The sequence below is a fragment of the Mesorhizobium sp. genome (assembly GCF_041661565.1).
Taxonomy (GTDB): domain Bacteria; phylum Pseudomonadota; class Alphaproteobacteria; order Rhizobiales; family Rhizobiaceae; genus Mesorhizobium.
The window spans coordinates 50,590-74,735 of the sequence record NZ_JBAZUD010000005.1 but is presented as its reverse complement, the minus strand read 5'-3'; the positions used below and the strand labels follow the sequence as shown (position 1 = coordinate 74,735).

Below are 24,146 nucleotides of genomic sequence, written 5' to 3'. Positions count from 1 at the left end.
TGCCCTTGGCCAGCGCGTCCTGGCGCAGGCCGATCTGAAGGCGGGGCGGCTGATCGCGCCGTCCTCCATCTCGGTTCGCCTCGGACATCCCTATTGCGCCTTCATGCCGCCGGCCAAGGCCGATCGTGCCGATGTGGCCGGCCTGGTGGAGCTGCTGACGAAAACGGCGCCCCCGACCTGACCGGCCGGAGGCGCCGCTGAAGCCGGTCCTGACGGGGGTGTTCAGGTTGCCGGCTTTTCCGGTAGCGGAGAGATCGGCATTCCCGGTCCGATCTTCTGCAGATTGCCCGTTATGACTTGATCGCCCTCGGCCACGCCGCTCAGGATGGCCACCTGATCGCCGCTGATCGGGCCGAGCGCAACGATGCGCTGGTCGACCGTGTTGCCCTTGCCGACGACATAGAGATATTTGCCGAGCTGGCTCGATCCCAGCGCCGTCTGCGGCACCATCAGCGCATCAGCCTGCTGCTTCACATGCAGCCGGACCCGGACATACTGACCCGGCAGCAGCATGAACTTGCCGTTGCCGATCGTCGCCCGTGCGGTGATCGTGCCCGTCGAGCGGTCGACGGAGTTGTCGATGAAGGTGAGTTCGCCCTTTTGGCTGGCGCCTGTCTCGCCAGGCAGCAGCACCTCGACCTCGATCGGGCCGGCCGCGCGGGCCTGCTCGATCTCGGCCAAATCCGTCTCGCTCGGGTTGAAGGTGACGTAGATCGGATCGAGCTGCACCAGCGTGTTGAGCACCGTGCCGGCGACGCTGACCAGCGTTCCCACCGAGGCCTGGTTGCGGCCCAGGCGCCCGCCAAACGGCGCACGAATTTCGGCGTAGCTCAGGTTAAGCTCGGCGGTGCGGACGGCGGCCTGGTTGAGGGCGAGCGATGCCTGCGCTTCCCGCAAGGTGCTGGTGCGCTGGTCGAAGCCGTCCTTGGCGAGATAGCCGCTCTTGGCGAGCTCGGTGCCTCGGCCGAGATTGGAGCGGGCATAGTCGAGCGTCGCCGTGTCGCGCTGCACCTGCGCTTTCGCCTGGTCGAGCGCGGCCTGGAAGTCGTCAGGCGCGATCCTGTAGAGAAGGTCGCCTTGACGGACATCGAGGCCGTCGGCGGCCGCCTGCTCCTGCAGATAGCCGGGAATCCTGGCCTGCAGCGTGATGCTGCGGATGGGTTCCGTCCGCGCAGCGTAATCGAGGTAGATTGGGATCGTCTTCTTGACCACGTTGACCACCGGCACCGGCATGACGAAAGCCGCTGGAGCGGGTGTCGCCGCGCCGGCCGTACCGGCGTTGAGGCTGAGATTGCCCATGTCGAGCAGGTGGACGCTGGCCACCGAGATCGCTCCCAGTGCGACGGCCGTTCCCAAGGCGATTTTCCATTTACGCATGATAGTCTCCAATCTTATTCGGCCGCTTCCGCCAGGGGAGGGAAGGCGGGGTCGGCTGTTGGTTCAGTATGGTGGGAAGCGGGCTCGTCCTTGGCGCGGCGTTCGCGCAGCTGCTCGATGACCGCGTAGAAGACCGGCACGAACACCAGCGACAGGATGGTCGCCGCGACCATGCCGCCGAACACCGTTGTGCCTATCGATTGACGGCTCGCGGCACCGGCGCCGGTGGCAAACATCAGCGGCAGCACACCCAGGATGAAGGCGAAGGCTGTCATCAGGATCGGCCTCAGCCGCAGCCGTGCTGCCTCCATCGCCGCATCGACGATGCTCAAGCCCTCTTCACGCCGCCGCCTTGCGAACTCGACGATCAGGATGGCGTTCTTGGCCGCAAGGCCAATCAGCATGACGAAGCCGATCTGCGAATAGACGTCGATCTGCATGCCCCGCACCAAGAGCGCCGCGAAAGCGCCGAACAAGGCCAATGGCACCGCCAGCAGCACCATGAACGGCATCGCCCAGCTCTCATACTGCGCCGCCAGGATCAGGAAGACGAAGACGATGGCGAGGCCGAAGACGACTGACGCGATCGACCCTGCCTTGAGCTCCTGGAAGGTGATGCCGGTCCATTCGAAACCGAAATCCCTGGGCAGCGCGGTGGCGGCGGCCCGCTCCATCGCGGCGACCGCCTGGCCCGATGAAAAGCCGGGCGCGGCGCCGCCATTGATCGTGGCCGAGGCGTTGTTGTTGTAATGCGGCACGGTTTCCGGGCCGACGAACGGCACAAGTTTGCCCAGCGTGCTGAGCGGCACCATGCCGCCCGACGCGTTGCGCACATAGAGCCGCGAGATGTCGGCGGCGCCGGCACGTGAATCCTTGTCGGCCTGGATGGTCACCCGGAAGGTGCGGCCAAACAGGTTGAAGTCGTTCACATAGAGCGAGCCGAGATAGATCTGCAGCGTGTTGAAGACGTCGGGCAGATTGAGGCCGAGCAGCTTGGCCTTGGCCCGGTCGAGGTCGTAGTTGAACTGCGGCGTCGAGGTCGAGAACGGCGAGAACAGCTGCTGCGGATTGATTTCCGGCTGTTTGCGCGCCTCGGCGATCACGGCCTGCGTCGCATCGTTGAGCGCGGCGCTGCCGCGTCCGGTGAGGTCCTCGACGACGAATTCGAACCCGCCCGTCGTGCCGATGCCGGGGATCGATGGCGGATCGAAGCTGAGCGCGAAGGCTTCCGGCATCTGCAGCAGCTTGCTGCGCACATCGGCAACCAGTTTGGATGCGCTCTGGTCGGGTCCACGCTCCTCCCAGGGCTTGAGGATGGCGAACTCGACCGCCGAGTTCGACTGCGCGGCGCTGGTCAGGAAGTTGAGGCCGCTGATCGAGCCGACGATGTCGACGCCGGGCGTTGCCTGCAGGATGTCCCGCGCCTTCTGGGCCACCGCATCGGTGCGCTCCAGCGAGGCGCCGTCCGGCAACTGGATGACGACGAAGAAATAGCCCTGATCCTCGACCGGCAGGAAGGTCGACGGCAGGCGCTGCCAGACGAAGAATGTCGCGACAAGTCCGGCTGCGAACAGGCCAAGCATGATCCAGCGCAGGCGGATGAGGAAGCGCACGCCGTGAGCGTAGGCATGCGAGAGCTCGTCGAAGCCGGTGTTGAACCAGCGGAACAGCACGAACTGGGTCGGCTGGCGATGGCGCAGGAAGGCGGCGCTGAGCGCCGGGCTGAGCGTCAGCGAGTTGAAGGCCGAGATACCGACCGAGATCGCCACCGTCAGCGCGAACTGGTTGTAGAGCCGGCCTGAAACGCCTGGAATGAAGGCAACCGGCACGAAGACGGCCATCAGCACCGCGGTGGTGGCGATGATCGGCCCGGTGACTTCCGCCATCGCGGCCTTGGTGGCCGCCAGCGGCTTGAGCCCGGCCTCGAGCTGTCGTTCGACGTTTTCCACCACCACGATGGCATCGTCGACGACCAGGCCGATCGCCAACACCATGCCGAGCAGGGAGAGCATGTTGAGCGAGAAGCCCAGCATCTCCATCACGACGAGCGTCGCCACCAGCGATACCGGAATGGCGATGGTCGGGATGATGGTCGTGCGCCAGCTTTGCAGGAAGACGAACACCACCGCGACGACGAGCACCAGGGCTTCGCCGAGCGTGATCAGCACGTCATGCATCGATGCCGAGACGAAGCGCGTCGTGTCGTAGTGCATGGCGTAGGACACGCCCTTGGGGAAACGCCCGGACAGTTCCTGCATCTTGTCCTTGACGCGCTGCTGCAGATCGAGCGCGTTGGAGCCCGGCATCTGGTAGACGGCGAGCACCACTGTCGGGTCCTTGCCGAAGAAGGCCGAGGACGAATATTGCAGGGCGCCGAGTTCGATGCGCGCAACGTCGCGCAGCCGCACCAGCGAGCCGGTGTCGGTGTTGGCGCGCACCACGATGTCGCCGAACTCCTTCGGGTCGCTCAGGCGGCCGACGGCGTTGACCTGCATCTCGAAGGCCGTGCCGGCCGGCGCCGGCGACTGGCCGATCTTGCCGGCCGCCACCTGGACGTTCTGTTCGGAAATGGCGTTTTGAACATCGACGGCGGTGATGCCGAGATTGGCGAGCTTGTCGGGATCGAGCCAGACACGCATCGAGTAGCGCCGTTCGCCGAAGATCTGCACGTCGCCGACGCCGGGCAGGCGTTTCAGGGGATCGACCACTTGCAGATAGGCAAGGTTGCTCAACGCCACCGGGTCGATGGAACTGTCCGGCGAGGTCAGGTTTACGATCAGGACGAAGTTCGGATTCTGCTTCTTGATCGTCACGCCGCTCTGGTTGACGATCGCCGGCAGCGACGAGGCCGCCTGCGAGACGCGGTTCTGGACGTCGACGGCGGCGGTGCTCAAGGAATAGCCGACATCGAAAGTGATGGTGATGGTCGACGAGCCGTCATTGGAGCTGGTCGACGACATGTAGGTCATGCCCTGCACGCCGTTGATCTGCTGCTCCAGGGGAGTCGTCACCGTGTCGGCCACGACTTGCGCGCTGGCGCCGGGATAATGGGCGCTGACGACCACCTGCGGTGGCGTGATGTCGGGGAACTGCGAGACCGGCAGCAGGAAATAGCAAATCGTCCCGGCGAGCACCATGATGATGGCGATCGACGAGGCGAAGATCGGACGGTGGATGAAGAAGTTTACCACGACACGCACGCCTCGCCGGCTGCTCTCGCCCGTCCGAAGGCGCTGGCGACCCGCGACCACTGGCCGCGTCCGTCACGGGACTCTTCCCCCGAACGCAGGAGCGGCATATCGCGGCGCTGCCCATCGGCAAGTGAGCGCAGCATTGTCTCGAAGGCGCGGGGGTCGACCCCATCTGCCTTCATCACCAGCCGGATCATCGGATCCCGGACGGCCTCATCTATGGTAAGATCGCGGCGCTGTGGCATTGGCCGGCTCCTTGTCTGTCGATTCGCAGCCCATGCTCGCGAACCGTTTTTCATCTCTTCACCGGCCGAAACCGCATGATTCGTAATTTTTCGCCTTCCCGACCCCGCAAACGCGTTCACGGCCTTGTTATTGACGGACGACGACATAGGTGTTACCAGTAAGTAACATTCTGCATAGTTACAGACCGGTAACACCCTAGTCAAGAGGTGGCCGTAGTTTTTTGGAAACGATAGGAGATCATGATGGCAGACGGCGTCGTGGAACGCTCACGTCCCCGGGATCGGATCCTCGAGACGGCGCGTGACATGTTCCACAAGCATGGCATCAAGGGCGTTGGCGTTGACGCCATCACCGAGGCCGCCGGCACGAACAAGATGACGCTCTACCGTCATTTCGAATCCAAGGACGAGCTGATCGTGGAATGCCTGCGCGCCAATGCGGCCAAGGCCGGCGCGATGTGGGAGGCCTTCGAGGCCGAGTTTCCGGGCGACAAGCTCGCCCAGCTGCATGCCTGGGTTCGCAAGGCCGCCGTCATGCTCAACGCCGATGGCCGCGGCTGCGACATGGCCAATGCCGCCGCTGAGTTGACCGAGCCCGAGCATCCGGCGAGGCTGGTGATCAAGGAACTTAAGGAAGCCCAGCGTGCTCGTCTCGTCACGCTGTGCCGGGACGCTGGCATTGGCCAGGCGGAGCTTCTCGCCGATACGTTGTCGCTGTTGTTCGAAGGCGCCCGCGTCAGCGTGCAGACCGTCGGCAATGAGGGTCCAAGCACGCAATTCGTGCGCATGGCGGAAGGCCTGATCGTATCCTTCAGGGGTGCCGCGGCCGTTTAAGTCAAGGCTGCTGCCGGCAGTCTGGTCATTCAGGTCTGGACGCGCCGGACTCCCGTCATGCTTTACGCCTCTGGCGTGGAGCGTCGTTTTTCGCGGGCTGCAAATGAAAAAAGCCCGCTGCCGGGAGGAGGTGGCAGCGGGCTCGATTTCGAGTGTGGCGCGGGAGGAGGTGCACCCCACTCAGCGTCGGCATCGCATCTGGGAGGAGTAGATGGCCGACGACCAATACCTACGATGTGCCCAACGATTCGGCAACAACGGATAGTGCATAGCAGCTGTGCAGATTTGCCGTGTCGCCATCCCAAAGCGCTTCTGTTGCACTGACGGCCGCTCCGCCTTGACCGTCTTTATTGAACCGGAATGTTCTCGCGGAAGATCAACCGAGGCTCGATGAACTTTCGCGTCAGATAGGGCGCCGACGACGCGATCGAGCCGAGCAGGCGAATGACGGATTGTTCCGCGATAAGCCTTGCGTTCTGGTCGATGACAACGTCGGCGAGGTCATCGACCAGATAGCCGCGCGTCTCCCGCGTCAGGTCATGGCAGATGAACACCGGCTTGCGGTTGGGCCTGGTTTCCCGGATCGCCTTCGCGACGCCGGAACGGCCGGCGCCGACGCAATAGATGCCGAGCAGTTCCGGTTCGTTTCGCAGCGCCTTCATGGTCTCGGTATAGCTGGCTTCGGGCTCATCGTTGATCTCGACGGCGCTGCTGACGGTCAGGTTCGGAAACTCCTCGCCGAGCACCGTGCGAAAGCCCATCTCACGTTCCTCATGGCCGCGATAGGACCGCGACCCGACCACCATCGCCAGATGACCCTCTCGACCGCCAAGGTAGCGCCCCATCAGGAGAGCCGCGGTCCGTCCCGCCACGCGGTTGTCGATCCCGACATAGGCCGAGCGTGGCGCCGCCGGAATATCGGACACCAGCGTCACCAGGCGCATGCCGGCGTCGACGACATCGCGCAGGATGTTGCGTGTGCGCGGATGGTCGATGGCGATGACACCCACTCCATTGGCCTTCAGCGAGAGGTTTTCGACGGCCGCCTGCAGTGCATTGGGCGAGATTCCGGCGAGGTTGTGGATCCGGCACGAGGCAACGAGCGGCAGGCGCGCGGCGTAGTCCTCGATATATCCGGCGAGGTCGCGCATGAAGGCGTTGCTGCCGATCGGCAGCAGGAATTCGAGATGGGCCGGCCGCGACGGAAGCGTTACCTGATCGGCCACCGGCAGATAACCGAGCTGCTTGGCGGCCTCCATGACGCGCTGCCGGTTGGCCGCGCTGGCGCCGGGCCGGTTGTTGAGCACCCTGTCGACCGTGGCGGTCGAGAGCCCGCAATTGCGTGCGATGTCCGAGACGGTGGCTTTCATCCCGCAGCCCTATGCACCGATGCGGTGCCGCGCCAGACAAGCGATGCGATTTGAGGTGGCGGCTGATTGAAGCCGATCACCAACGTGCGGTCCGACTGCTTCGACAAGATGGGGTCCGACCGTCCTCAGTGCGCTTGCCTGCCATCAGCCACGGCGTCGCGGATTTCCTTGTCCGACATGCCGGTGATGATCTGCTCGACTTCCGCCACGCTGGCCTTCTTGGGGTCTATATCGTCGGCCACCACCTTGCCCCTGCGCATGACGACGATACGGTCGACGACCTGGAATACGTGATGGATGTTGTGCGCGATGAAGACGCAGGAATGGCCCGAGTCACGCGCGCCACGCACGAAGCTCAGCACGCCCTGCGTCTCGGCGACGCCGAGATTGTTTGTCGGCTCGTCCAGAATGATGAGGTCGCTGTCGAAATGCATGGCGCGCGCGATCGCCACCGCCTGGCGCTCGCCGCCCGAGAGCGAGCCGATCGGCGTCGTTGGCGGAATGTTCTTCGAGATGCCGACCTGTTTGAGCAGGTCGCGGGCCACCGTGTTCATGGCTTCCTGATCCATGCGGTTCAGGAAACGCGGCGGCTTGATCGGCTCGCGCCCCAGGAACAAATTGCGGGCGATCGACAATTGCGTCACCAGCGCCGAGTCCTGGTAGATGGTCTCGATGCCGTGGGCGATGGCGTCGCTGGTGCTGCGCAGGGTGACCTTCTTGCCGCGGATGAAGATGTCGCCGCTGGTCAGAGGTACCGCACCCGAAAGCACCTTGATCAGGGTCGACTTGCCGGCGCCGTTGTCGCCGAGGAGGCCGACGATCTCTCTTTCATTGACGTGGAAATTGGCATCTTCCAGGGCCAGCACGCGGCCATAGGACTTGCGGATGTTCTGCATGCGGATCAGTGGCTCGGCCATGGTTCAAGTCCCTGCCTGATGCCGGCGTTCCAGCCATGAATGAAGCGCCATCATGCCAAGGATGATCGCGCCGATGAAGATGTTGTAGGCAAGGCCCGGCACGCCGATCAGCACGATGCCGTTGCGCATGACGCGCAGGATCAGGATGCCCAGCACTGTGCCGATGATTGTGCCGCGGCCGCCGGTCAGGGCGGTGCCGCCTATCACCACCATGGCGATGACCTCGAGTTCATAGCCGGTGCCGCTGTTGGGGTTGGCGGCCGACGTGCGCAGCGAGGAGATGACGCCGGCAAGCGACGCCATTACCGACGACAGGATGAACAGGCCGATCTTGACGCCGCTGACATTGACGCCGCGGGCGCGCGCCGCGTTGGGATTGCCGCCTGCCGCCTGGATCCAATTGCCGATACGGCTTTGCGTCAGCACATAGCCCAGCGCGATGGCCGCGGCGATGAACCAGAACAGCGACATGTAGATGCGGAACGGTCCGATGAAGAAATCGCCGACCAGTATGTTGGCGAGCCAGCTGCCCTCGGCGCTCCAGGTGCGCTGCGGAAAGCCGTCGGTGACGAAAAGCGCGGTGCCGCGCACCACCAGCAGCATGCCGAGCGTCACCAGGAACGAGGGGATCTTGAGCTGGGTCACGAACCAGCCATTGACCAGGCCGATGAAGGCGGCGACCAGCACCGCGGCGACGAAGCCGACCTCGAGCGAGGTGACGCCGCTGTTGAACAGTGTCCACATCAGCACCGGCGAGAACCCGAACAGCGAGCCGACGGAAAGGTCGAACTCGCCCGATGTCATCAGCAGCGTCATCGCCAGCGCGATGAGGCCGAGCTCGACCGTGAAGGCCAGCGTGTTGGAGATGTTCTGCGGCGACAGGAAGTCGTGGTTGAAGCCCCAGAAAACGGCGATCTCGACGATGAGAAGCACAAGGGGCCCGAATTCAGGCCGCGCGATCAGGCGTTGGAGGAGCGAATGATTTTCCACTGATGACCCGCGACATGATTGGGAGGGGCTGAGCCTTGGGCCCGATAAGGGCGAGGCTCGGCGGAACGGACAAGGCAGTCGCGACCGGGGATCCGGTCGCGACTGCCGAAGACCTGGATCTTATTTGCCCGACAGGATCTTGTCGTAGACCTCGGCGGTGTCCTTTTCATAGAGCGCGCCGGTGATGACGTTGAAGCCCGGAGGGATGCCGCCGGCCGCCATGTTGGCCAGCGAGAGCGCCACATAGCTGGTCGCCTGCGGGTCCTGCCACTGGCCGGCATTGACATAGCCGTTCAGCACTTCCTGGGTGGTGTCGAGCGAGTTGCCCCAGCCGACGACGGGGATTTCGCCCGGCTTGATGCCGACCTGGTCGAAGACGCGCTTGATCGAACCGGTGACGAGATCGCCGAGACCGATGATCGCCTTGACCTTGGCCTTGTTGGCGGTGAGGTAGTCGACCATGCGGTTGATCACCTCGGCCTGGTCCAGCGTCGCTTCGGTAATCTCATAGGTAATGCCGAGAGGTTCGAAGACGCTCTTGATGCCTTCCTCTTCCTGGACGCCATAGGTGGCGCCGGGGATTTCGACCGGCATCCAGACGAAGTCGCCCTTCTTCACCAGGCCCTTGTCGACGAGATACTGCGCCCAGTGCTTGCCGAAGGTGACATTGTCGCCGCCGACATAGGCGTTGAAATTGGCCTTGGGGTCGGGCGTGTTGAAATTGATGATCGGGATGTTGGCCGCACGCGCTTCCTTGACGATCTCGACAAGGCTGCCCGGATCGGGGCTTGTGGTGGTGATGCCGTCCGCCTTGGCGGCGATGGCCGCGCGAACGGCCTCCTGCTGCGAGGCCACGTCGCCATTGTGGAACGAGGTGTTGACCGTGTTGCCGGTGTCCTTGGCCCATTGCTTGGCGCCGGCAAGGAAGTAGGTCCAGACCGGATCAGCCGGGCCGCCATGAGAGATCCAGTAGAATGTCTTGGCCTGTGCCGCTGCTGGAATGACCATCAGCGCCACCAACAGGCCGTACAGAACGAGTCTTATCCGTGTCAGCATTTGTTTTCCTCCCGTTTAAGAAATGATCAGTTCGGATCCGTCCCTCGTTTCCGGCGACCGCCGGACGCGTCTTTGCCAGCGCCCATCAGATGCATCAGAGCATCCTGTTTTTCGACCGATGGCAAGCCTCCATCTGCAAGTCGTAGTGGGCGTCTGACGAGGCGCCATCAGGGCTCCCATCAGATCGCATCAGTTTGAGCGCTATTTTCCGGCGGCCTCGCCGCTACGACGGACAGACGCGCCTTCGGCAACTCGCCGCGACCACCGGCAACCCCTTTCAGACGAGACCGGCCGCCGCCAGTTCACGCATCAGATGGCTGGCGCCGTAGGTCCAGTGCGGGCAGTCCGGCGACAGCCGCACCCGGTTGACCAGCGCGCCGAATTTCTCCGACGTAATGGTGACGATGTCGCCGACCTTGTGCGTGAAGCCCTTGCCCTTCTCGCCGCGATCCTTCGACGGCACGAACATGGTGCCGAGATAGAGCGCAAGCCCGTCCGGATATTGATGATGCGGGCCCATGGCGGCCGCCACGAGCTCTTCCGGCGAGCGGCTGATCTCGGCCATGGAACTCGCGCCCTCAAGCGAGAACCCGTCCTCGCCCTCGACCTTCAGGCGCACGACGGCCTGCTTGACGTCATCGATGGAGAAGGTTTCGTCGAACAGGCGGATGAAGGGACCGAGCGCCGCCGACGCATTGTTGTCCTTGGCCTTGCCGAGCAGCAGTGCCGAACGCCCCTCGACATCGCGGAGATTGACATCGTTGCCGATGGTGGCGCCGACGAGCCTGCCGCTGCTGGCCGCGATCATGGCGATCTCCGGCTCTGGATTGTTCCAGGTCGATACCGGGTGCAGGCCGACATCGGCGCCGAAGCCGACCGATGCCATCGGCTGGCACTTGGTGAAGATCTCGGCATCGGGGCCGATGCCAACCTCCAGATACTGTGACCAGGCGCCGCGCGCGATGAGCTTGGCCTTGATCTCCATGGCTTCGGGCGAACCCGGCCTGAGCTTGGACAGGTCATGGCCGATCAGCCCGGCGATATCGGCGCGTATGGCGTCCGCCTTTTCCGCCGAGCCGCGCGCCTGTTCCTCGATCACACGCTCGAGCAGGCTGACGACGAAGGTGACGCCTGAAGCCTTCACCGCCTGCAGATCGACGGGCGACAGCAGGTAGGGCTTTGCCGGATTGCGGCTGGCCTCAAAACTGTTGGCGGCGGTTTCATCGATCGAGCCGATCGGCCTGCCAGTGGCTGAGCGGACATGTCCTGCCGGATCGTTCAGTTCGCAAAGGTCGCGCACGGTCGGCGCCACGCGCGACGTGATATCGAAGACGGTGCCATCGCGCACCGTGACCACCAACGGATGCGAGGCATCCCTGCTCCTGGCGCGGCCGACAAAGATGCCTTCGGCGGGCAGGTGCGTCTGGTTGGTCATGGCGTTGGGTCCTCCGGGATGATCGACAATGCGGCTTGGCCTGATCGGCGCGGCACTTTCACCGGATTCCGGTCAAAGGTCTATCCCGTCGCTGGCGATCGGGATCCGGTTTCCATCGCGGCGATTCACAGGAGATGACCGAAACGCCCTTTCAAAAACGTGAAATCATGACTACCATTTTCATTTCACGCAGCGCATCAGGTGTCTCCTTGTCCTTACCGTTTTCCGATCCGATCTGGCGCAAACCGCAGGCGGCCTCCAGGTTCCAGTCGCTCCTTTCCACTGGCGAACCTGCCGATATCGTTGTCGTCGGCGGCGGCATCATGGGTCTGTCGACCGCTCTTCATGCGGCCCGGCTCGGCATGTCCGTGCAGGTGCTGGATGCTGGCGAAATCGGCCAAGGCGCGTCCGGGCTCAATGGCGGGCAGGTCATTCCCGGCTTGAAATATGATCCTGAATGGCTGCTGGAGCATTTTGGCCAGGAACGCGGCGAGACGCTTGTCAACTTTGCCGCCTCGACCGCCGACGCGGTGTTCGAACTGATCCGCGATGAACGGTTGGCGGTGCCGTTCGTCCGCAATGGCTGGATCCAGGCGGCTCATACCGAAATGGCGCTGAAGGCCGCGGCAAACCGTGACCGGCAATGGCGGGCGCGGGGCGCCGATGTCAGTCTTCTGAGCGCGGCCGAGATTGGCTCGATGACCGGCGCGCGGGGTTATCTCGGCGGCTGGCTCGACCTTCGCGCCGGTGTGATCGATCCGCTGGCCTATACTTCGGAACTCGCCCGGGTCGCGACCGCGGCCGGTGTGCGGATAGCTGAGCATCATAAGGTCACGCGGCTCGGCAAGACTGCCGGCACATGGCGTGTTTCGACCGAAAATGGCGCGGAACTGCAGGCGAAAGCGGTCGTGCTGGCAACCAATGCCTATACGGACGGTCTGGTCCCAGGTCTGGCCCGGTCGATCGTGCCGCTGCATTCCTTCCAGATCGCCACCGCGCCATTGCCGCCTGACCTGGCAGCCACAATCCTGCCGGAAGGGCAGGCGGTGTCGGACTCCAGGCGTATCCTCGTCTACTACCGCAAGTCCCCCGATGGCAGGCTGGTGCTTGGCGGACGCGGCCGCATGGCCTTGCCGACGGGTGCCGGCGACTGGGCGCATCTGGAGCGGGCGCTGCTGCGGCTCTATCCGGCACTGTCCGGTATCACCATTGAAAAGCGCTGGTTCGGACGGGTGGCGATGACGCCCGATCATTTGCCCCATATCCATGAACCCGAGCCGGGGCTGGTCGCGGTGGCCGGCTGCCAGGGGCGTGGCGTCGGCCTGATGACGGCGCTTGGCGGGCGCATCGCGACCTATCTCTCCAATGGCGATGCCAGGCAATTGCCATTCCCGCTCTCGCCGATCCGGCCGATCCCGTTCCACGCCTTCAGGCAGGTCGGTGTCGCCGCGACCATCGCCTGGTATCGCCTGCTCGATGCGCTGGAGCATTGAACGCGGCTTATGGCTGATTGGATTCTGCTTGACAGTTTCATGAATATGAAAAACTCTTAGCCAATTTCAAATTTCGGCAGGCAGATCGATGTCGAGCATTGTTGCAGCGCAGGCGCCGGAGGTCCGATCATCATCGGGCTTCCGCATTGGAATGCTGCTGCCGGGTGCGCTGGTCACCTTCCTGCTGATCCTGTTTGCGCCGGCCCTCGTCGTTTTCCTCGCCTTCCGCGACAATGACGGGTCGCTGCTCGGTGCCGGCTTCACCACGGCGAATTTCGCTACCGTGGTGTCCGATCCACTATACTGGACGGTGACGCTGCGCTCGCTGGTCATTGCCGGCCTGGTGACGCTGGCGACCGTCGTCACGGCGTATCCGGTCGCCTATTATCTCGCCTTCCATGCCGGGCGGCGACGCGGCCTGCTGCTGTTCCTGGTGACGCTGCCGTTCTGGACCAGCTATCTCCTGCGGGTCTTCGCCTGGAAGATCGTTCTGGCCTATAATGGCGTGCTCAATTCGGCGCTGATCGAAAGCGGCGTCTGGTCCGAGCCGACGCTGGCCTTCCTCAACACGCCGGCGGCCGTCGTCGTCACGCTCGCCCACGCCTATGCGCCGTTCGCCATCCTGCCGATCTATGTTGCGCTCGACACGATTCCGAAATCGTTGATCGAGGCCGCTTCCGACCTCGGCGCCAGGCCCTTCACCTCTTTCCGACGCGTCGTGCTGCCGAATTCCATGCCGGGCGTTCTCGCCGCCGCCCTCGTCGTCTTCGTGCCGACAGTTGGCGACTATGTCACGCCGGCGCTTGTCGGCGGGCCGGCGAGCACGATGATCGGCACGCTGATCCAGGCGCAATTCGGCAAGGCCAATGACTGGCCGTTTGGCGCGGCTCTCTCCGTCGCCGTCATGTTGGTCATCCTTTGCGTGGTGCTGGTGGCGCGCGCCACCGATCGCAGATTTGGCAGCCGCGCATGAGCACCGCGCGCATGGGAGAGGGCGGCCGCTGGCTTGGGCTCTATGTGATCGCCTATCTGGCCTTTCTCTATCTGCCGGTGCTGCTAATCCCGTTGTTCTCTGTCAACAACTCGATCCAGGCGGCGTTTCCGCTGCAAGGCTTCACCTTGCAATGGTACGCGACGCTGTTGGGCAATTCCGCGCTGTCCGGCGCGCTCTTGAACAGCCTCGTCATCGGTGCCATTGCCGCCACCGGGGCGACGCTCTGCGGCATCACCGTCTCCTACATGGACCTCTATGGCCGCTCGCCGCTGTCCGCCACCATCAGCGCCATCGCGCGGCTGCCGATCCTGATCCCGGGCGTCATCGTCGGCATCTCGCTGCTGATCCTCGTCAATCTCATTGGTCTCGGGCCGTCGCGCATCGCCATCGTCCTTGGCCATATTCTGGTGGCGCTGCCGACGACGGTGGTGATCATGCGCAGCCGCTTCGCCGCCATCCCCAAGACCATTCGCGAGGCGGCGCTCGACCTCGGTGCCTCGGACTGGACGACGTTCCGAAGGGTCATGCTGCCGCTCAGCCTGCCGGCCATCATCTCGGCCTTCATGCTGGCGTTCCTGATCTCATTCGACGAATTCATCGTCGTCTTCTTCCTCGCCGGCACCGAGCCGACCCTGCCGCTCTACATCTGGAGCCAGTTGCGGTTTCCCAAATCGCTGCCGACGGTCATGGCGCTGGGAACGTCGATCCTGGCTGTATCCTTCGTCATAGCCGGCACCGCCGAATTGGTGCGCCGTCGCGGGCTTGGCGCGACGCGCCCGTCTTCCAATCCATCCTGATGACAACAACCACAAGAGGAGAACCGAAATGGCATTCGACCTGAAATCGATCACCGCAAAGAAGGCCTGCAGCGGGCTTGCCGCGCTTGCAATCATCCTGTCGTCGACTGTCGCTTTCGCCGGCGACAAGCTGCAATATTTCACCTGGTCGGGCTATGAACTGCCCGATTTCAACAAGAGCTTCCTGGCGGCACACCCCGATGGCGTCGAGGCTTCGATCTTCGGTGACGACGATGACGCCTTCACCAAGGTCAAGGCCGGCTTCCGCCCTGACATCGCCCATCCCTGCTACGACAAGGTGGCGCGCTGGAACAAGGAAGGACTGCTGCAGCCGATCGACACCAAGCGCATCAAGAACTGGGATTCGATCTTCCCGGTGTTCAAGAACCTGCCCGACCTGCAGGCCGGCGACGGCAAGGTATGGATGGTCCCGTGGGACTGGGGCAACACCTCGATCCTCTACCGCACCGATCTGGTGAAGAACCCGGAAGCGAGCTGGAACCTGCTCTGGGACAAGCAATATGCCGGTCGCATGGCGACCATCGACGCCGTGCACGACACGCCGATCGTCGCGGCCCTGCTCGCCGGCGTCAATCCGTTCGATATGACGCCCGAGCAGATGGACAAGGTGGCCGCGAAGCTGCGCGAGCAGCGCCCGCTGCTCTCCAACTACACCACCGACATGACCTCGGTCGAACAGGCGCTCGCCAGCGGCCAGCTGGTCGCGGCCATGACCTGGAACGCATCGGCCACCTCGTTGAAGAAGCAGGGCGTGCCGGTGGAGTTCATGAAGCCGAAGGAAGGCATGCTGACCTGGGCCTGCGGCTTCGTCCTGCTCAAGGACGCCAAGAATGTCGATCTCGCCTATGATTTCATGAACAGCCGGCTGGACGCGGATTCGGGCAAGTACCTCATCGAATCCTACGGCTATGGCTCATCGCTGAGCACCGCCTTCGCCGGCGTTCCGAAGGACGAACTGGAGAAGCTGCAGTTGCCGTCCGACCCGGAAGTGATGCTGAAAACCACGATCTTCACCGGCCCGATGAAGCAGAATGACGATCTGGCGAAGATGTTCGAAAAGGTGAAGGCGGGGGGATGAGCTGAGGCGCCCCCTTCTCCCCTTGTGGGAGAAGGTGGATCGGCGCGATAGCGCCGAGACGGTTGAGGGGTGTTCCAGCGGAGTGAGACGTTGGCGTTCCCTGGAACACCCCTCATCCGTCGCCTTCGGCGACACCTTCTCCCGCAAGGGGAGAAGGGGGAGTTTCTCGACGCTGCGCCGCGCTCGGGCATAGAGACTGATAAGGAACGACCCATGGACATGCTGGACGAAGCCGCCGAGAAGCCGAAGGACGATGCCGACGTGCGGGTCGGCCGCCGCGTGCGGGCGCTGCGGCTGGAGCGCAATCTGTCGCTGGCCGATCTGGCGGCAAGAGCCGGCGTATCGATCGGTGCACTGAGCCAGATCGAGCGCGGCATGTCCTCGCTGCGCGTCAAGGTGATCTGGCCGCTCGCCGCCGCGCTCGACATCGAGCCATCGGCTCTGATCGCCGACGGAAATGATGCCGTCAACGATCTCTATTGCGTGCGCGCGGGCAGCCGCCGTGCCATTCCGGTCAAGTCGGAAGGCATCGCCAAGGCGCTGCTGTCGCCGCCGGGTGCGACGCTGACCGGCATGCTGGTCAGCGTGGAAGCCGGCGGCGGCACAGCCGAGGCCTATGCCCATGCCGGCCACGAGTTCGGCTATGTGCTGGCGGGCGAGGTCGAACTTGTGGTGGATTCGACCAAATACGTGCTGAAGACCGGCGACAGTTTTGCCTTCAAGAGCACGCTTCTTCATGCCTTCCGCAATCCGGGCACCGAGCGTTGCCAGATCCTCTGGGTCAACACCACGAAGCCGTCCGAGGTTCGCAATGGCGCCTGATCCCCTCGTCCGGCTGCAGGCGGTCTCGAAGATTTTTCCCGGTGGCGTCGTCGGGCTCGATGCCGTCGACCTCGACATCATCAGCGGCGAGTTCATCACGCTGCTCGGGCCGTCAGGTTGCGGCAAGACCACCAGCCTGCGCGTCATCGCCGGCTTCGAAAGCCCGTCGAGCGGCAAGGTGCTGCTCGACGGCCGCGATATTACCGCGCTTCGGCCATTCGACCGGCCGGTCAACACCGTGTTCCAGGACTATGCGTTGTTTCCGCACATGGACGTCGCCCAGAATGTCGGCTTCGGTCTGTCCTTGCGAAAACTATCGGGGGCCGAGCAGGCCAGGCGCGTCGGTGAAGCCCTCGACATGGTCGGCCTCGCCGACAAGATCCGCGCCCGCGTATCGCAATTGTCCGGTGGCCAGCGCCAGCGCGTCGCGCTCGCCCGCGCCATCGTCTGCGAACCGCGCGTGCTGCTTCTCGACGAGCCCTTGTCGGCGCTCGACGCGCATCTGCGCGAACAGATGCAGGTCGAGCTCAAGCGGTTGCAGTCGCGGCTCGGCACCACCTTCGTCATGGTCACCCACGACCAGACAGAGGCGTTGTCGATCTCCGACCGCATAGTTGTCATGAACAAGGGCCGCATCGAGCAGATCGCGCCGCCGGCCACGCTTTACGACCGGCCGGCGACCAAGTTTGTCGCCAGCTTCATCGGCACCATGAATCTTCTCCCGTCGCGCTTTATCGGTCGCGATGGCGATCGCTTGCGGTTCGCTGCCGGCGCTTTGCCGTTGGAGGCTGTCTCTGAACCCGGCCAGTCGCCCGGCGAAGGCGAGGTGCGGACCATAGGCGTGCGTCCCGAGGACTTGCTGGCAGCCACCGAGGCCGCGCCCGGCACGGCGCCGGCGCGCGTCAACAGCATCGTCTTTCATGGCCGAACCTTGCGCCTCCACGCCGAGCTTGGGCAAGGGTTGCCGGTGGTGATCGATGCGCCGCGGCAGGCCGAGGGTTTCCAATTTGGCGTCGGCGACGTGGCGCATATCAGCCTGCGCCGTGGCGCCAACTGCCCCATGCTCCCCGCATAGGCTGGTTGCCCAAATCCCGATAGGCGCAGGCCTGGGCGGGCAGGGCGTGTTTTTGGACCTTCCGTCGGCTGTGAACAAAACAGGACACGGACCAGGTATGGATTGACGTGACAAGGAATTAATTCCTAATTGGCTGATGCCCGAACTCAGCAGCCGGCCGCGCCGAAACGTGCAAACCCTGGGCCTGGCGCATGAAGTCGGGCAGGTCATTCGTGTCCGCTGTCTGAACTGCAACATCACGCGGCACTATCTCCCCGGCGACCTCGCAAAACTGGTCGGCGACATTCCCTTTTGGGACGTGGAGCGGCTTATGCGGTGCGAACGCTGCAAACGCCGCGAGCTTGACGCCAGCGTCATCCTGCCAAGCGCCGCCGAGCGCCTCAAAATCCGTGTCAGGCGCCTTGTCGAGATCCGCATGGTTCGCCGGGTGATCTGGCGGGACGACGATTGAGGCAGTCCGGCAAGTCGGTAATGCAGCCTAGAACAGGGACCCCTGGGCCGGCGCCTCTCGCGGAAACTTGATCTGTGTCGCCGGCTTCTCGACGATCACCAACGCGTCGTCGGGCGCCGTCTTCTGCAAATGCCGTGCTTGCGCCCACGGCGCCGTCAGCCAGGCCTCCGTCTCCTCGGGTGTGGTCAGGATCACGGGCATCGCCTTCTCATGGATCGGCGCGATGAGGGCGTTCGGCCTGGTTGTCATGAAAGCGTAGACCTCGAAGTCGCCGGGACCATCCTTGACCTTTCGAACGCCCTGCCAGCGGGTCCAGAAACCAGCGAAGAAAAACAGCGGCCGGTCTTCGTTACGGGCAAACCAATAGTTGCGCTGGATTCCCGTTTCCGGATCCTTGTCGTTCGGTGCGGGGCTGGGTTCGGCGAAGCTGGTCACCGGCACGACGCATCTGTTCTCGACGCCGATAAACTGCTGCCAGTGCGAATATTGCGGATTGCGAATGTTGGTGGTGCCGTAGTCGGCCTTGCCTTTCATGCGCTCCGGCGGCGTCGGCAAACCCCAGAGCAGTTTCGCCAGCTCCCGTTCACCGTCGACGGTGTTGCGTACCACCAGGCCGGGCTGATTGGGATAGATGTCGATCGAAGGCTCGAGGTTGCCGCTGATGTCGCGCAACGTGCGCGTCCATTGACGGACCGCCTCCTGCGTCGTGGTGATGTTGTAGAGATTGCACATGCATCCAGCATCGCGGAATTGGCCCGTGTCCGCAACCGAATGCGCGTGAGCCAGCACCGGACCGGCGCCGCAATGGACATCGCGCGCAGCAAGCGCCTCGGGTTGTCGTCGCGCGGCCGCCAAACTGAAGTCCTGACAGGACCTTGTCAGCTGTCGTGCGGCTCGTCGGTGGCGCACCAGCCAGCGCTTCCCTACATCGAAGCCAGGCTGAACAGGAGGACCACACATGACCGTCTCTGAAATTGCCAAGGATTTCACCGAGCTCCTCAAGCAGGGAGACCACCAGGCTGCCGCCGACAAATACAATGCCGACGATATTTCCAGCTACGAAGCCATGGAGGGACCGATGGCCGTCAGCCATGGCAAGGAGGCCCTGAGGCAGAAGAGCCAGTGGTGGCAAGACAACCACGAGGTGCATGGCGGCTCGGTCGAGGGCCCCTATGTCAATGGCGACCAGTTCGCCGTGCGCTTCACGTTCGACGTGACGCCCAAGGCCACCGGCGAGCGTGTGACCTTGGATGAGGTCGGCCTTTACACGGTCAAGAACGGCAAGATCACCGAAGAGCGCTTCTACTACTGAGGCCGGCAAACCCCCCGCTTTCGGGAGCCTGCGCTTTGCAGCGTGTTTGCGCGATCGACATCGCGGCCAGCCGCGTGTGCCGCGCAATGTCGAGCCAACGGCCAGGCCGCTGGCAAAGGGCGCGGCGCGCCCCTAATCTGCGACCAGATTCGGAGTTCGAAGGACCATTGTCTTGACGATCACAATGTACGGCATCACCACCTGCGACACGGTCAGGAAGGCGCGCGCCTGGCTCGAGGGGCGCGGCGTGCCATACCGGTTCCATGACTATCGGGCCGAGGGGGTCGACGCAGCCAGGCTGGACGGCTGGGTTGGCAAGGTCGGCTGGGAAAGGCTGCTCAACAAGGGCAGCACCACATTCCGCGAGTTGCCGGACAAGGACAAGCAGGGCCTCGATGAGACAAAGGCCAAGGCGCTGATGCTGGCCAAGCCGACGATGATCAAGCGGCCGGTGCTGGAGGTCGGTGATACTATTCTGGTCGGGTTCAAGCCGGATGTCTATGAGGCGGCGGTGGGTAGGTAGGGCGCTGAATGCCCCTCACTTCGTCATTCTATGGCGGAGCAAGGAGCGAAGCGACGCGGCGCAGACCATAGAATCTATGCCGTGACCTATAAGCGTTGCAACGGTGCGGATTCTGTTCCGCCGCATCGCTCGGCTGACGTCACGGCATGGATACCTCTCAGGCCCATTCGCCCTTGCGCATCACCGGCACGCGGGCGCCGTCCTTGTGCACGCCGTCTATGTCGATCTTGTCCGAGCCGATCATCCAGTCGATGTGGATGAAGCTCTTGTTGCCGCCGCGCGCGGCGATCTCGTCCTGGCTGAGCGAGGCGCCGTCGACGAAGCACTTCGAATAGCACTGGCCGAGCGCGATGTGGCAGGCGGCGTTCTCGTCGAACAGCGTGTTGAAGAATAACAGGCCGCTTGCCGAAATCGGCGACGAATGCGGAACCAGCGCCACTTCGCCCAGCCGGCGCGATCCCTCATCGGTGTCGAGAACTTTCTTCAGGACGTCCTCGCCCTTCGACGCCTTGGCTTCGACGATCCTGCCTTCCTCGAAGCGTACAGAAATCTCGTCGATCAGTGTGCCCTGATAGGACAGCGGCTTGGTTGAGGAGACATGGCCCTCGACGCGCCTTGCATGCGGCGTCGTGAACACCTCCTCGGTCGGGATGTTTGGGTTGCAGGTGATGCCGTTCTTGGCGGTCGAGGCGCCGCCCATCCATTCATGGCCATCCGCCAGCCCGACGGTCAGGTCGGTGCCTGGTCCGGTGAAATGCAGCGCATGGAAATTATGGCCGTTCAGCCATTCCGTGCGGCCGCGGAGGGCTGCGTTGTGCGCTTTCCAGTTGCCGATCGGGTCTTCCACATCGACTCGGGACGCTGCAAAGATGGCGTCGGCGAGCTTGGCCACGGCGACATCGTCGGCGTCATCGGGGAAAACCTGCCTGGCCCAGGCGAGGTCCGGATAGGCGACGATGTTCCAGTTGATGTCGAAGCCGGTAATCTTTTCCAGCGCCGGCTGGTACGCCATCGAATTCGCCTTGTTGGCGCGTGCCACTTTCGCCGGGTCCTGCCCCGACAGCAGCGAGGGATCCTCGCCGCGCACGGCAAGCCGCGCCGCATTGTTGGCGAAGGCCTTCGCCATGCCTTCATAGAGCCAGCCGGCGGCGTGGTCGAAGCCCGCATCGGCGCCGAAGCGATAGCGCGCCAGCGTCATCTCGTCGTCGTTGAAGATCGGCGTCACCAGCCCGGCGCCGGCCTTGTAGGCGTGCTCGACGATGCGCCGCGTCAGCGGCAGGGCCGCGATCGACGAGGTCAGCACCAGATCCTGCCCGGGCTGCAACTGCAATCCCACCTTGATGGCGACTTCCGCCAGCCTGTCGAGCTTCACCGAGTCGATCGATGCGGAAACGCCGCGCGAATGTGTGGTCATGATTCTGCCTGCCGTGATTTGATGACCGGCTGAACATAGACCGGCGCCCCGGTGCTTTCCACCTTGATCGTGCCGCAAGGCGCGTGAGCGCCGATCCGGATTGTGCCGTCGTCGCCGTGACGTCCCGGCCGCGCTGGCCCAACAGGATGCGGATTGTGTCAGCGTTTGCCGCCTTTATGCTGCGCTGCAATGAGATCGGCCACCTCGAAAGCCCTGCGGTTCACCGTCGCCGGCATGATTGCCATGGCTGTCGCCATGGGCATCGGCCGTTTCGTCTACACGCCGATCCTGCCCGGCATGATGGAAGAACTGCATCTGTCGCCGGCCCAAGCCGGATGGATCGCGTCGGCCAATTATCTCGGCTACCTCGTCGGCGCGTTGGCGGCGGCGGGCGGCTGGGCGCATGGGCGGGAGCGTGGGCTCATGCTGGCCGGGCTCGGAGCGAGCGTGGTCCTCGCGGCGCTGATGGGACTGTCCGGCACAATGGCCGCCTTTCTCGCCATCCGCTTCCTGGCCGGCCTGGCCAGCGCCCTGGTCATGGTCTTCATGGCCGGCATGGTCTTCAGCCATATCCACGCCGCCGGTCGTGGCGACCTGCAGGCCTGGCACTTTGGCGGCGTGGGCCTGGGCATCGCGGTCTCGGCGGCGATGATGGCGGCACTGGTCACGGAGCATGCCGGCTGGCAGGCGGGCTGGCTGTGGTCGGCGGCGATTTCGGCCTGCGGCTTCGTGGCCGTCGCGCTGTTGGCGAACGAGGGCCCGCTCGCCAGCGGCGAGGCCGCCCGTGAACCGCCCCTGCCGAATGACCGGGCGCTGACGAAGATCATCCTTGCCTACGGCCTGTTCGGCTTCGGCTATGTGGTGACGGCAACGTTCCTGGTCGCCATTGTCCGGCAAGGCGGCGGCAGTCGCGTCTTCGAGGCCGTTGTGTGGATGGTCGCCGGCCTCGCCGGCTTCCCCTCGACATGGTTGTGGCAGAAGATTGCCGCCCGCATAGGCCTGCACGCCGCCTACGCGCTGGCATGCTTCATCGAGGTCGCCGGCGTTACCGCCAGCGTGGCTCTGGGTGGACGGACCGGGCCGCTGCTTGGGGCCTTCCTGCTCGGCGCTACCTTCATTGCCATCACGGCATTTGGCCTGCAGGTCGCGCGGCAGCAGGCGCCAGCGGCGCCCCGCCGCATCTTCGCCGTGATGACGGCGTCCTTCGGCCTGGGCCAGATCATCGGGCCGATCGCCGCGGGGCTGCTGGCTCAGGCGTCAGGCGATTTCTTCGTCGCCTCGATCGTCGCCGCGGCCCTGCTGGTCGTCTCCGGTCTCGTCACATGGTCGGTCGCGCCAAAATCGCCATGATTTGCGGGTCTTGCTCGATGCCGGGCATCGGGCAGCCATTTTCTTTCCATCTGACTTATGACTTTATGCCCGCAAAACCCCGCTGATTTGGGCACCAAGCAAGGAACTCGCCACAGTGTTCGTATCCTTTTTTCCGCGGCCGAAGCTGTTCTTTACTTCGGCCGCTATTTGGAGCCTTGCGGCAATCCTGTTCTGGTTTTTCGGCGGTGAGCAATTGGGCGCGGTCCTCGGCCTGCCACCGGCCGCGGCGGACGCGCCGCCAATTATCGGTATCGCCATTCTCGTGTCGAAGCCGTTCCTCTGGTTCTATATCTACTTCGCCTTGTGCGTGGCCATTTTCTACGCGTTCTGGAGTTGGTACTCACCTCATCCGTGGCAGCGCTGGTCGATCCTGATGACGGCGGTCATCCTGTTCTTTATCTATTTCAATGTGCAGGTCAGTGTCGCCGTCAACGCTTGGTACGGCCCCTTCTTTGATTATGTGCAGGGATTGATGTCGGGGACCGGCAAGTCGACCAACGGCGAGTTCTACACCGGTCTAGCCGACTTTTCCTGGCTGGCGCTGGTCGGCATGAATGTGCAGGTGGTCAATGCCTTCATTGTCAGCCATTGGATCTTCCGCTGGCGTACCGCGATGAACAATTATTTCGTCGCGAACTGGAGCAGGCTCCGCCATATCGAGGGCGCATCTCAGCGTATTCAGGAAGACACGATGCGGTTCTCCCAGATCATGGAGGATCTCGGTTCCAGCTTCGTGCAGTCGATCATGACCTTGATTGCCTTCCTTCCGGTGATGATCCAGTTGCAGGCCCATATCACCGAGTTGCCGATTATCGGAGCGATCCCACAGCCATTGGTTGTCGCGGCGCTGGCCTGGTGTCTGTTCGGAACAATCTCGGTGATGATTGCCGGCCTGAAACTTCCAGGACTACAGTTCCGCAATCAGCGCGTCGAAGCCGCTTACCGCAAGGAACTGGTCTACGGTGAGGATCATGCCGACAGGGCTCAGCCAGCCACGACCGCCGAGCTCTTCGCGAATGTTCGCCACAATTATTTCAGGCTGTATTTCCACTACATCTATTTCAACGTCGTCCGTTACACCTACCTCCAGGCTGACAACATTTTCGCGCTGTTGATCCTGGGACCGTCCCTTGTTGCGCACAAGATTACGTTCGGCGCATTGAACCAAATCTCGAATGCATTCGGGAAAGTGACGGGATCGCTGCAGTTTCTGCTCACCTCCTGGTCGACCATTGTCGAACTTCAGTCGGTCCACAAGCGTTTGCGCGCCTTCGAAGCGACGCTGGAGGGTGAGCCGCTTCCAGCCATTGATCAGCGGTATCTTGAGCGCCACGGGGCCGAAGACCCGGTTTGATCGGCTCCGGATCGAGGCCGGTGGCG

The 24,146-nt window shown here is 63.5% G+C and carries 22 protein-coding genes and 1 pseudogene; 13 read left to right on the top strand and 10 right to left on the bottom strand.

Going from position 1 to position 24,146, the window contains the following annotated elements; all coding sequences use genetic code 11:
• Positions 1-181: pseudogene (locus WC739_RS02110) on the top strand (LysR family transcriptional regulator); the annotation flags it as partial.
• Positions 182-222: 41 nt separating this feature from the next.
• Here the strand turns inward: WC739_RS02110 and WC739_RS02105 are convergent.
• The 3 genes from WC739_RS02105 to WC739_RS02095 are packed head-to-tail and all read right to left on the bottom strand — an operon-like array spanning position 223 to position 4,813.
• Positions 223-1,377 carry an efflux RND transporter periplasmic adaptor subunit gene (locus WC739_RS02105; protein WP_372951348.1) on the bottom strand — a complete coding sequence of 385 codons (1,155 nt, stop codon included), beginning with the start codon at positions 1,375-1,377 and terminating at the stop codon, positions 223-225.
• A 14-nt stretch (positions 1,378-1,391) separates the two neighbouring features.
• Positions 1,392-4,568, bottom strand: a complete 3,177-nt coding sequence (locus WC739_RS02100; RefSeq protein WP_372951352.1) for an efflux RND transporter permease subunit — start codon at positions 4,566-4,568, stop codon at positions 1,392-1,394.
• On the bottom strand, positions 4,562-4,813 hold the full coding sequence (locus WC739_RS02095; RefSeq protein WP_372951347.1) for a hypothetical protein: 252 nt from the start codon (positions 4,811-4,813) through the stop codon (positions 4,562-4,564). The genes WC739_RS02100 and WC739_RS02095 overlap by 7 nt, the downstream gene beginning before the upstream one ends.
• A 243-nt stretch (positions 4,814-5,056) precedes the next feature.
• Between WC739_RS02095 and WC739_RS02090 the strand changes: the two genes are divergently transcribed.
• Positions 5,057-5,647: a TetR/AcrR family transcriptional regulator gene (locus tag WC739_RS02090; RefSeq protein ID WP_372951346.1), complete on the top strand. Its 591-nt coding sequence runs from the start codon at positions 5,057-5,059 to the stop codon at positions 5,645-5,647.
• Positions 5,648-5,994: 347 nt separating this feature from the next.
• Here the strand turns inward: WC739_RS02090 and WC739_RS02085 are convergent, their stop codons facing one another.
• The 5 genes from WC739_RS02085 to WC739_RS02065 all read right to left on the bottom strand — a co-directional run bounded on the left by WC739_RS02085 (position 5,995) and on the right by WC739_RS02065 (position 11,415).
• The gene (locus WC739_RS02085) at positions 5,995-7,017 is read right to left on the bottom strand and encodes a LacI family DNA-binding transcriptional regulator (RefSeq protein ID WP_372951345.1); all 1,023 of its coding nucleotides are present in this window, start codon (positions 7,015-7,017) and stop codon (positions 5,995-5,997) included.
• Positions 7,018-7,142: 125 nt separating this feature from the next.
• Positions 7,143-7,934: an ATP-binding cassette domain-containing protein gene (locus WC739_RS02080; RefSeq protein ID WP_372951344.1), complete on the bottom strand. Its 792-nt coding sequence runs from the start codon at positions 7,932-7,934 to the stop codon at positions 7,143-7,145.
• A gap of 3 nt (positions 7,935-7,937) precedes the next feature.
• Positions 7,938-8,924, bottom strand: a complete 987-nt coding sequence (locus WC739_RS02075; protein ID WP_372951343.1) for an ABC transporter permease — start codon at positions 8,922-8,924, stop codon at positions 7,938-7,940.
• 120 nt (positions 8,925-9,044) lie between these two features.
• A complete protein-coding gene (locus WC739_RS02070) occupies positions 9,045-9,980 on the bottom strand; it encodes a substrate-binding domain-containing protein (RefSeq protein ID WP_372951342.1) in 936 nt (311 codons plus the stop codon).
• A 277-nt stretch (positions 9,981-10,257) separates the two neighbouring features.
• Complete coding sequence (locus WC739_RS02065) at positions 10,258-11,415, bottom strand: fumarylacetoacetate hydrolase family protein (protein ID WP_372951341.1); 1,158 nt, start codon at positions 11,413-11,415, stop codon at positions 10,258-10,260.
• A 167-nt stretch (positions 11,416-11,582) separates the two neighbouring features.
• Here WC739_RS02065 and WC739_RS02060 point away from each other — a divergent pair, with 167 nt between their 5' ends.
• From WC739_RS02060 to WC739_RS02030, 7 genes are all read left to right on the top strand, one after another.
• The gene (locus tag WC739_RS02060; protein WP_372951340.1) at positions 11,583-12,908 is read left to right on the top strand and encodes an NAD(P)/FAD-dependent oxidoreductase; all 1,326 of its coding nucleotides are present in this window, start codon (positions 11,583-11,585) and stop codon (positions 12,906-12,908) included.
• 88 nt (positions 12,909-12,996) lie between these two features.
• A complete protein-coding gene (locus WC739_RS02055) occupies positions 12,997-13,881 on the top strand; it encodes an ABC transporter permease (RefSeq protein ID WP_372951339.1) in 885 nt (294 codons plus the stop codon).
• Positions 13,878-14,699 carry an ABC transporter permease gene (locus tag WC739_RS02050; RefSeq protein WP_372951338.1) on the top strand — a complete coding sequence of 274 codons (822 nt, stop codon included), beginning with the start codon at positions 13,878-13,880 and terminating at the stop codon, positions 14,697-14,699. Before WC739_RS02055 ends, WC739_RS02050 begins: the two co-directional genes overlap by 4 nt.
• A gap of 28 nt (positions 14,700-14,727) precedes the next feature.
• Positions 14,728-15,798 (top strand): ABC transporter substrate-binding protein, encoded by a 1,071-nt coding sequence (locus WC739_RS02045; protein WP_372951337.1) that lies wholly within the window; start codon positions 14,728-14,730, stop codon positions 15,796-15,798.
• A gap of 213 nt (positions 15,799-16,011) precedes the next feature.
• Positions 16,012-16,620, top strand: coding sequence for a cupin domain-containing protein (locus tag WC739_RS02040; protein ID WP_372951336.1), 609 nt, complete (start codon positions 16,012-16,014; stop codon positions 16,618-16,620).
• Entirely contained in the window at positions 16,610-17,695 is a 1,086-nt protein-coding gene (locus WC739_RS02035) for an ABC transporter ATP-binding protein (protein ID WP_372951335.1), read from the top strand. The genes WC739_RS02040 and WC739_RS02035 overlap by 11 nt, the downstream gene beginning before the upstream one ends.
• A 136-nt stretch (positions 17,696-17,831) precedes the next feature.
• Positions 17,832-18,146 carry a hypothetical protein gene (locus WC739_RS02030; protein WP_372951334.1) on the top strand — a complete coding sequence of 105 codons (315 nt, stop codon included), beginning with the start codon at positions 17,832-17,834 and terminating at the stop codon, positions 18,144-18,146.
• Between the two features lie 27 nt (positions 18,147-18,173).
• On the opposite strand, the gene WC739_RS02025 is transcribed toward WC739_RS02030, so the two are convergent.
• The gene (locus WC739_RS02025) at positions 18,174-18,878 is read right to left on the bottom strand and encodes an SOS response-associated peptidase (RefSeq protein WP_372951333.1); all 705 of its coding nucleotides are present in this window, start codon (positions 18,876-18,878) and stop codon (positions 18,174-18,176) included.
• 226 nt (positions 18,879-19,104) lie between these two features.
• Here WC739_RS02025 and WC739_RS02020 point away from each other — a divergent pair, with 226 nt between their 5' ends.
• Together WC739_RS02020 and WC739_RS02015 are read left to right on the top strand one after the other, a co-directional pair.
• Positions 19,105-19,458 (top strand): SnoaL-like domain-containing protein, encoded by a 354-nt coding sequence (locus WC739_RS02020; protein ID WP_372951332.1) that lies wholly within the window; start codon positions 19,105-19,107, stop codon positions 19,456-19,458.
• Between the two features lie 172 nt (positions 19,459-19,630).
• Positions 19,631-19,981, top strand: a complete 351-nt coding sequence (locus tag WC739_RS02015; RefSeq protein WP_372951331.1) for an ArsC family reductase — start codon at positions 19,631-19,633, stop codon at positions 19,979-19,981.
• 157 nt (positions 19,982-20,138) lie between these two features.
• Here WC739_RS02015 and WC739_RS02010 read toward each other — a convergent pair whose 3' ends face one another.
• Complete coding sequence (locus WC739_RS02010; protein WP_372951330.1) at positions 20,139-21,395, bottom strand: aminopeptidase; 1,257 nt, start codon at positions 21,393-21,395, stop codon at positions 20,139-20,141.
• Between the two features lie 189 nt (positions 21,396-21,584).
• Here WC739_RS02010 and WC739_RS02005 point away from each other — a divergent pair, with 189 nt between their 5' ends.
• Together WC739_RS02005 and sbmA are read left to right on the top strand one after the other, a co-directional pair.
• On the top strand, positions 21,585-22,745 hold the full coding sequence (locus tag WC739_RS02005) for a YbfB/YjiJ family MFS transporter (protein ID WP_372951329.1): 1,161 nt from the start codon (positions 21,585-21,587) through the stop codon (positions 22,743-22,745).
• Positions 22,746-22,860: 115 nt separating this feature from the next.
• Positions 22,861-24,120: a peptide antibiotic transporter SbmA gene (sbmA, locus tag WC739_RS02000; RefSeq protein WP_372951328.1), complete on the top strand. Its 1,260-nt coding sequence runs from the start codon at positions 22,861-22,863 to the stop codon at positions 24,118-24,120.
• Positions 24,121-24,146 lie beyond the last annotated feature (26 nt).

Coding starts and splice junctions, on each gene's coding strand:
- WC739_RS02065 (WP_372951341.1), bottom strand. CDS start 11,415: ATGACCAACCAGACGCACCTGCCCGCCGAAGGCATCTTTGTCGGCCGC.
- WC739_RS02095 (WP_372951347.1), bottom strand. CDS start 4,813: ATGCCACAGCGCCGCGATCTTACCATAGATGAGGCCGTCCGGGATCCG.
- WC739_RS02085 (WP_372951345.1), bottom strand. CDS start 7,017: ATGAAAGCCACCGTCTCGGACATCGCACGCAATTGCGGGCTCTCGACC.
- WC739_RS02025 (WP_372951333.1), bottom strand. CDS start 18,878: ATGTGCAATCTCTACAACATCACCACGACGCAGGAGGCGGTCCGTCAA.
- WC739_RS02030 (WP_372951334.1), top strand. CDS start 17,832: ATGCCCGAACTCAGCAGCCGGCCGCGCCGAAACGTGCAAACCCTGGGC.
- WC739_RS02090 (WP_372951346.1), top strand. CDS start 5,057: ATGGCAGACGGCGTCGTGGAACGCTCACGTCCCCGGGATCGGATCCTC.
- WC739_RS02005 (WP_372951329.1), top strand. CDS start 21,585: ATGAGATCGGCCACCTCGAAAGCCCTGCGGTTCACCGTCGCCGGCATG.
- WC739_RS02045 (WP_372951337.1), top strand. CDS start 14,728: ATGGCATTCGACCTGAAATCGATCACCGCAAAGAAGGCCTGCAGCGGG.
- WC739_RS02010 (WP_372951330.1), bottom strand. CDS start 21,395: ATGACCACACATTCGCGCGGCGTTTCCGCATCGATCGACTCGGTGAAG.
- WC739_RS02060 (WP_372951340.1), top strand. CDS start 11,583: ATGACTACCATTTTCATTTCACGCAGCGCATCAGGTGTCTCCTTGTCC.
- WC739_RS02040 (WP_372951336.1), top strand. CDS start 16,012: ATGGACATGCTGGACGAAGCCGCCGAGAAGCCGAAGGACGATGCCGAC.
- WC739_RS02050 (WP_372951338.1), top strand. CDS start 13,878: ATGAGCACCGCGCGCATGGGAGAGGGCGGCCGCTGGCTTGGGCTCTAT.
- WC739_RS02020 (WP_372951332.1), top strand. CDS start 19,105: ATGACCGTCTCTGAAATTGCCAAGGATTTCACCGAGCTCCTCAAGCAG.
- WC739_RS02070 (WP_372951342.1), bottom strand. CDS start 9,980: ATGCTGACACGGATAAGACTCGTTCTGTACGGCCTGTTGGTGGCGCTG.
- WC739_RS02035 (WP_372951335.1), top strand. CDS start 16,610: ATGGCGCCTGATCCCCTCGTCCGGCTGCAGGCGGTCTCGAAGATTTTT.
- WC739_RS02055 (WP_372951339.1), top strand. CDS start 12,997: ATGTCGAGCATTGTTGCAGCGCAGGCGCCGGAGGTCCGATCATCATCG.
- WC739_RS02105 (WP_372951348.1), bottom strand. CDS start 1,377: ATGCGTAAATGGAAAATCGCCTTGGGAACGGCCGTCGCACTGGGAGCG.
- WC739_RS02080 (WP_372951344.1), bottom strand. CDS start 7,934: ATGGCCGAGCCACTGATCCGCATGCAGAACATCCGCAAGTCCTATGGC.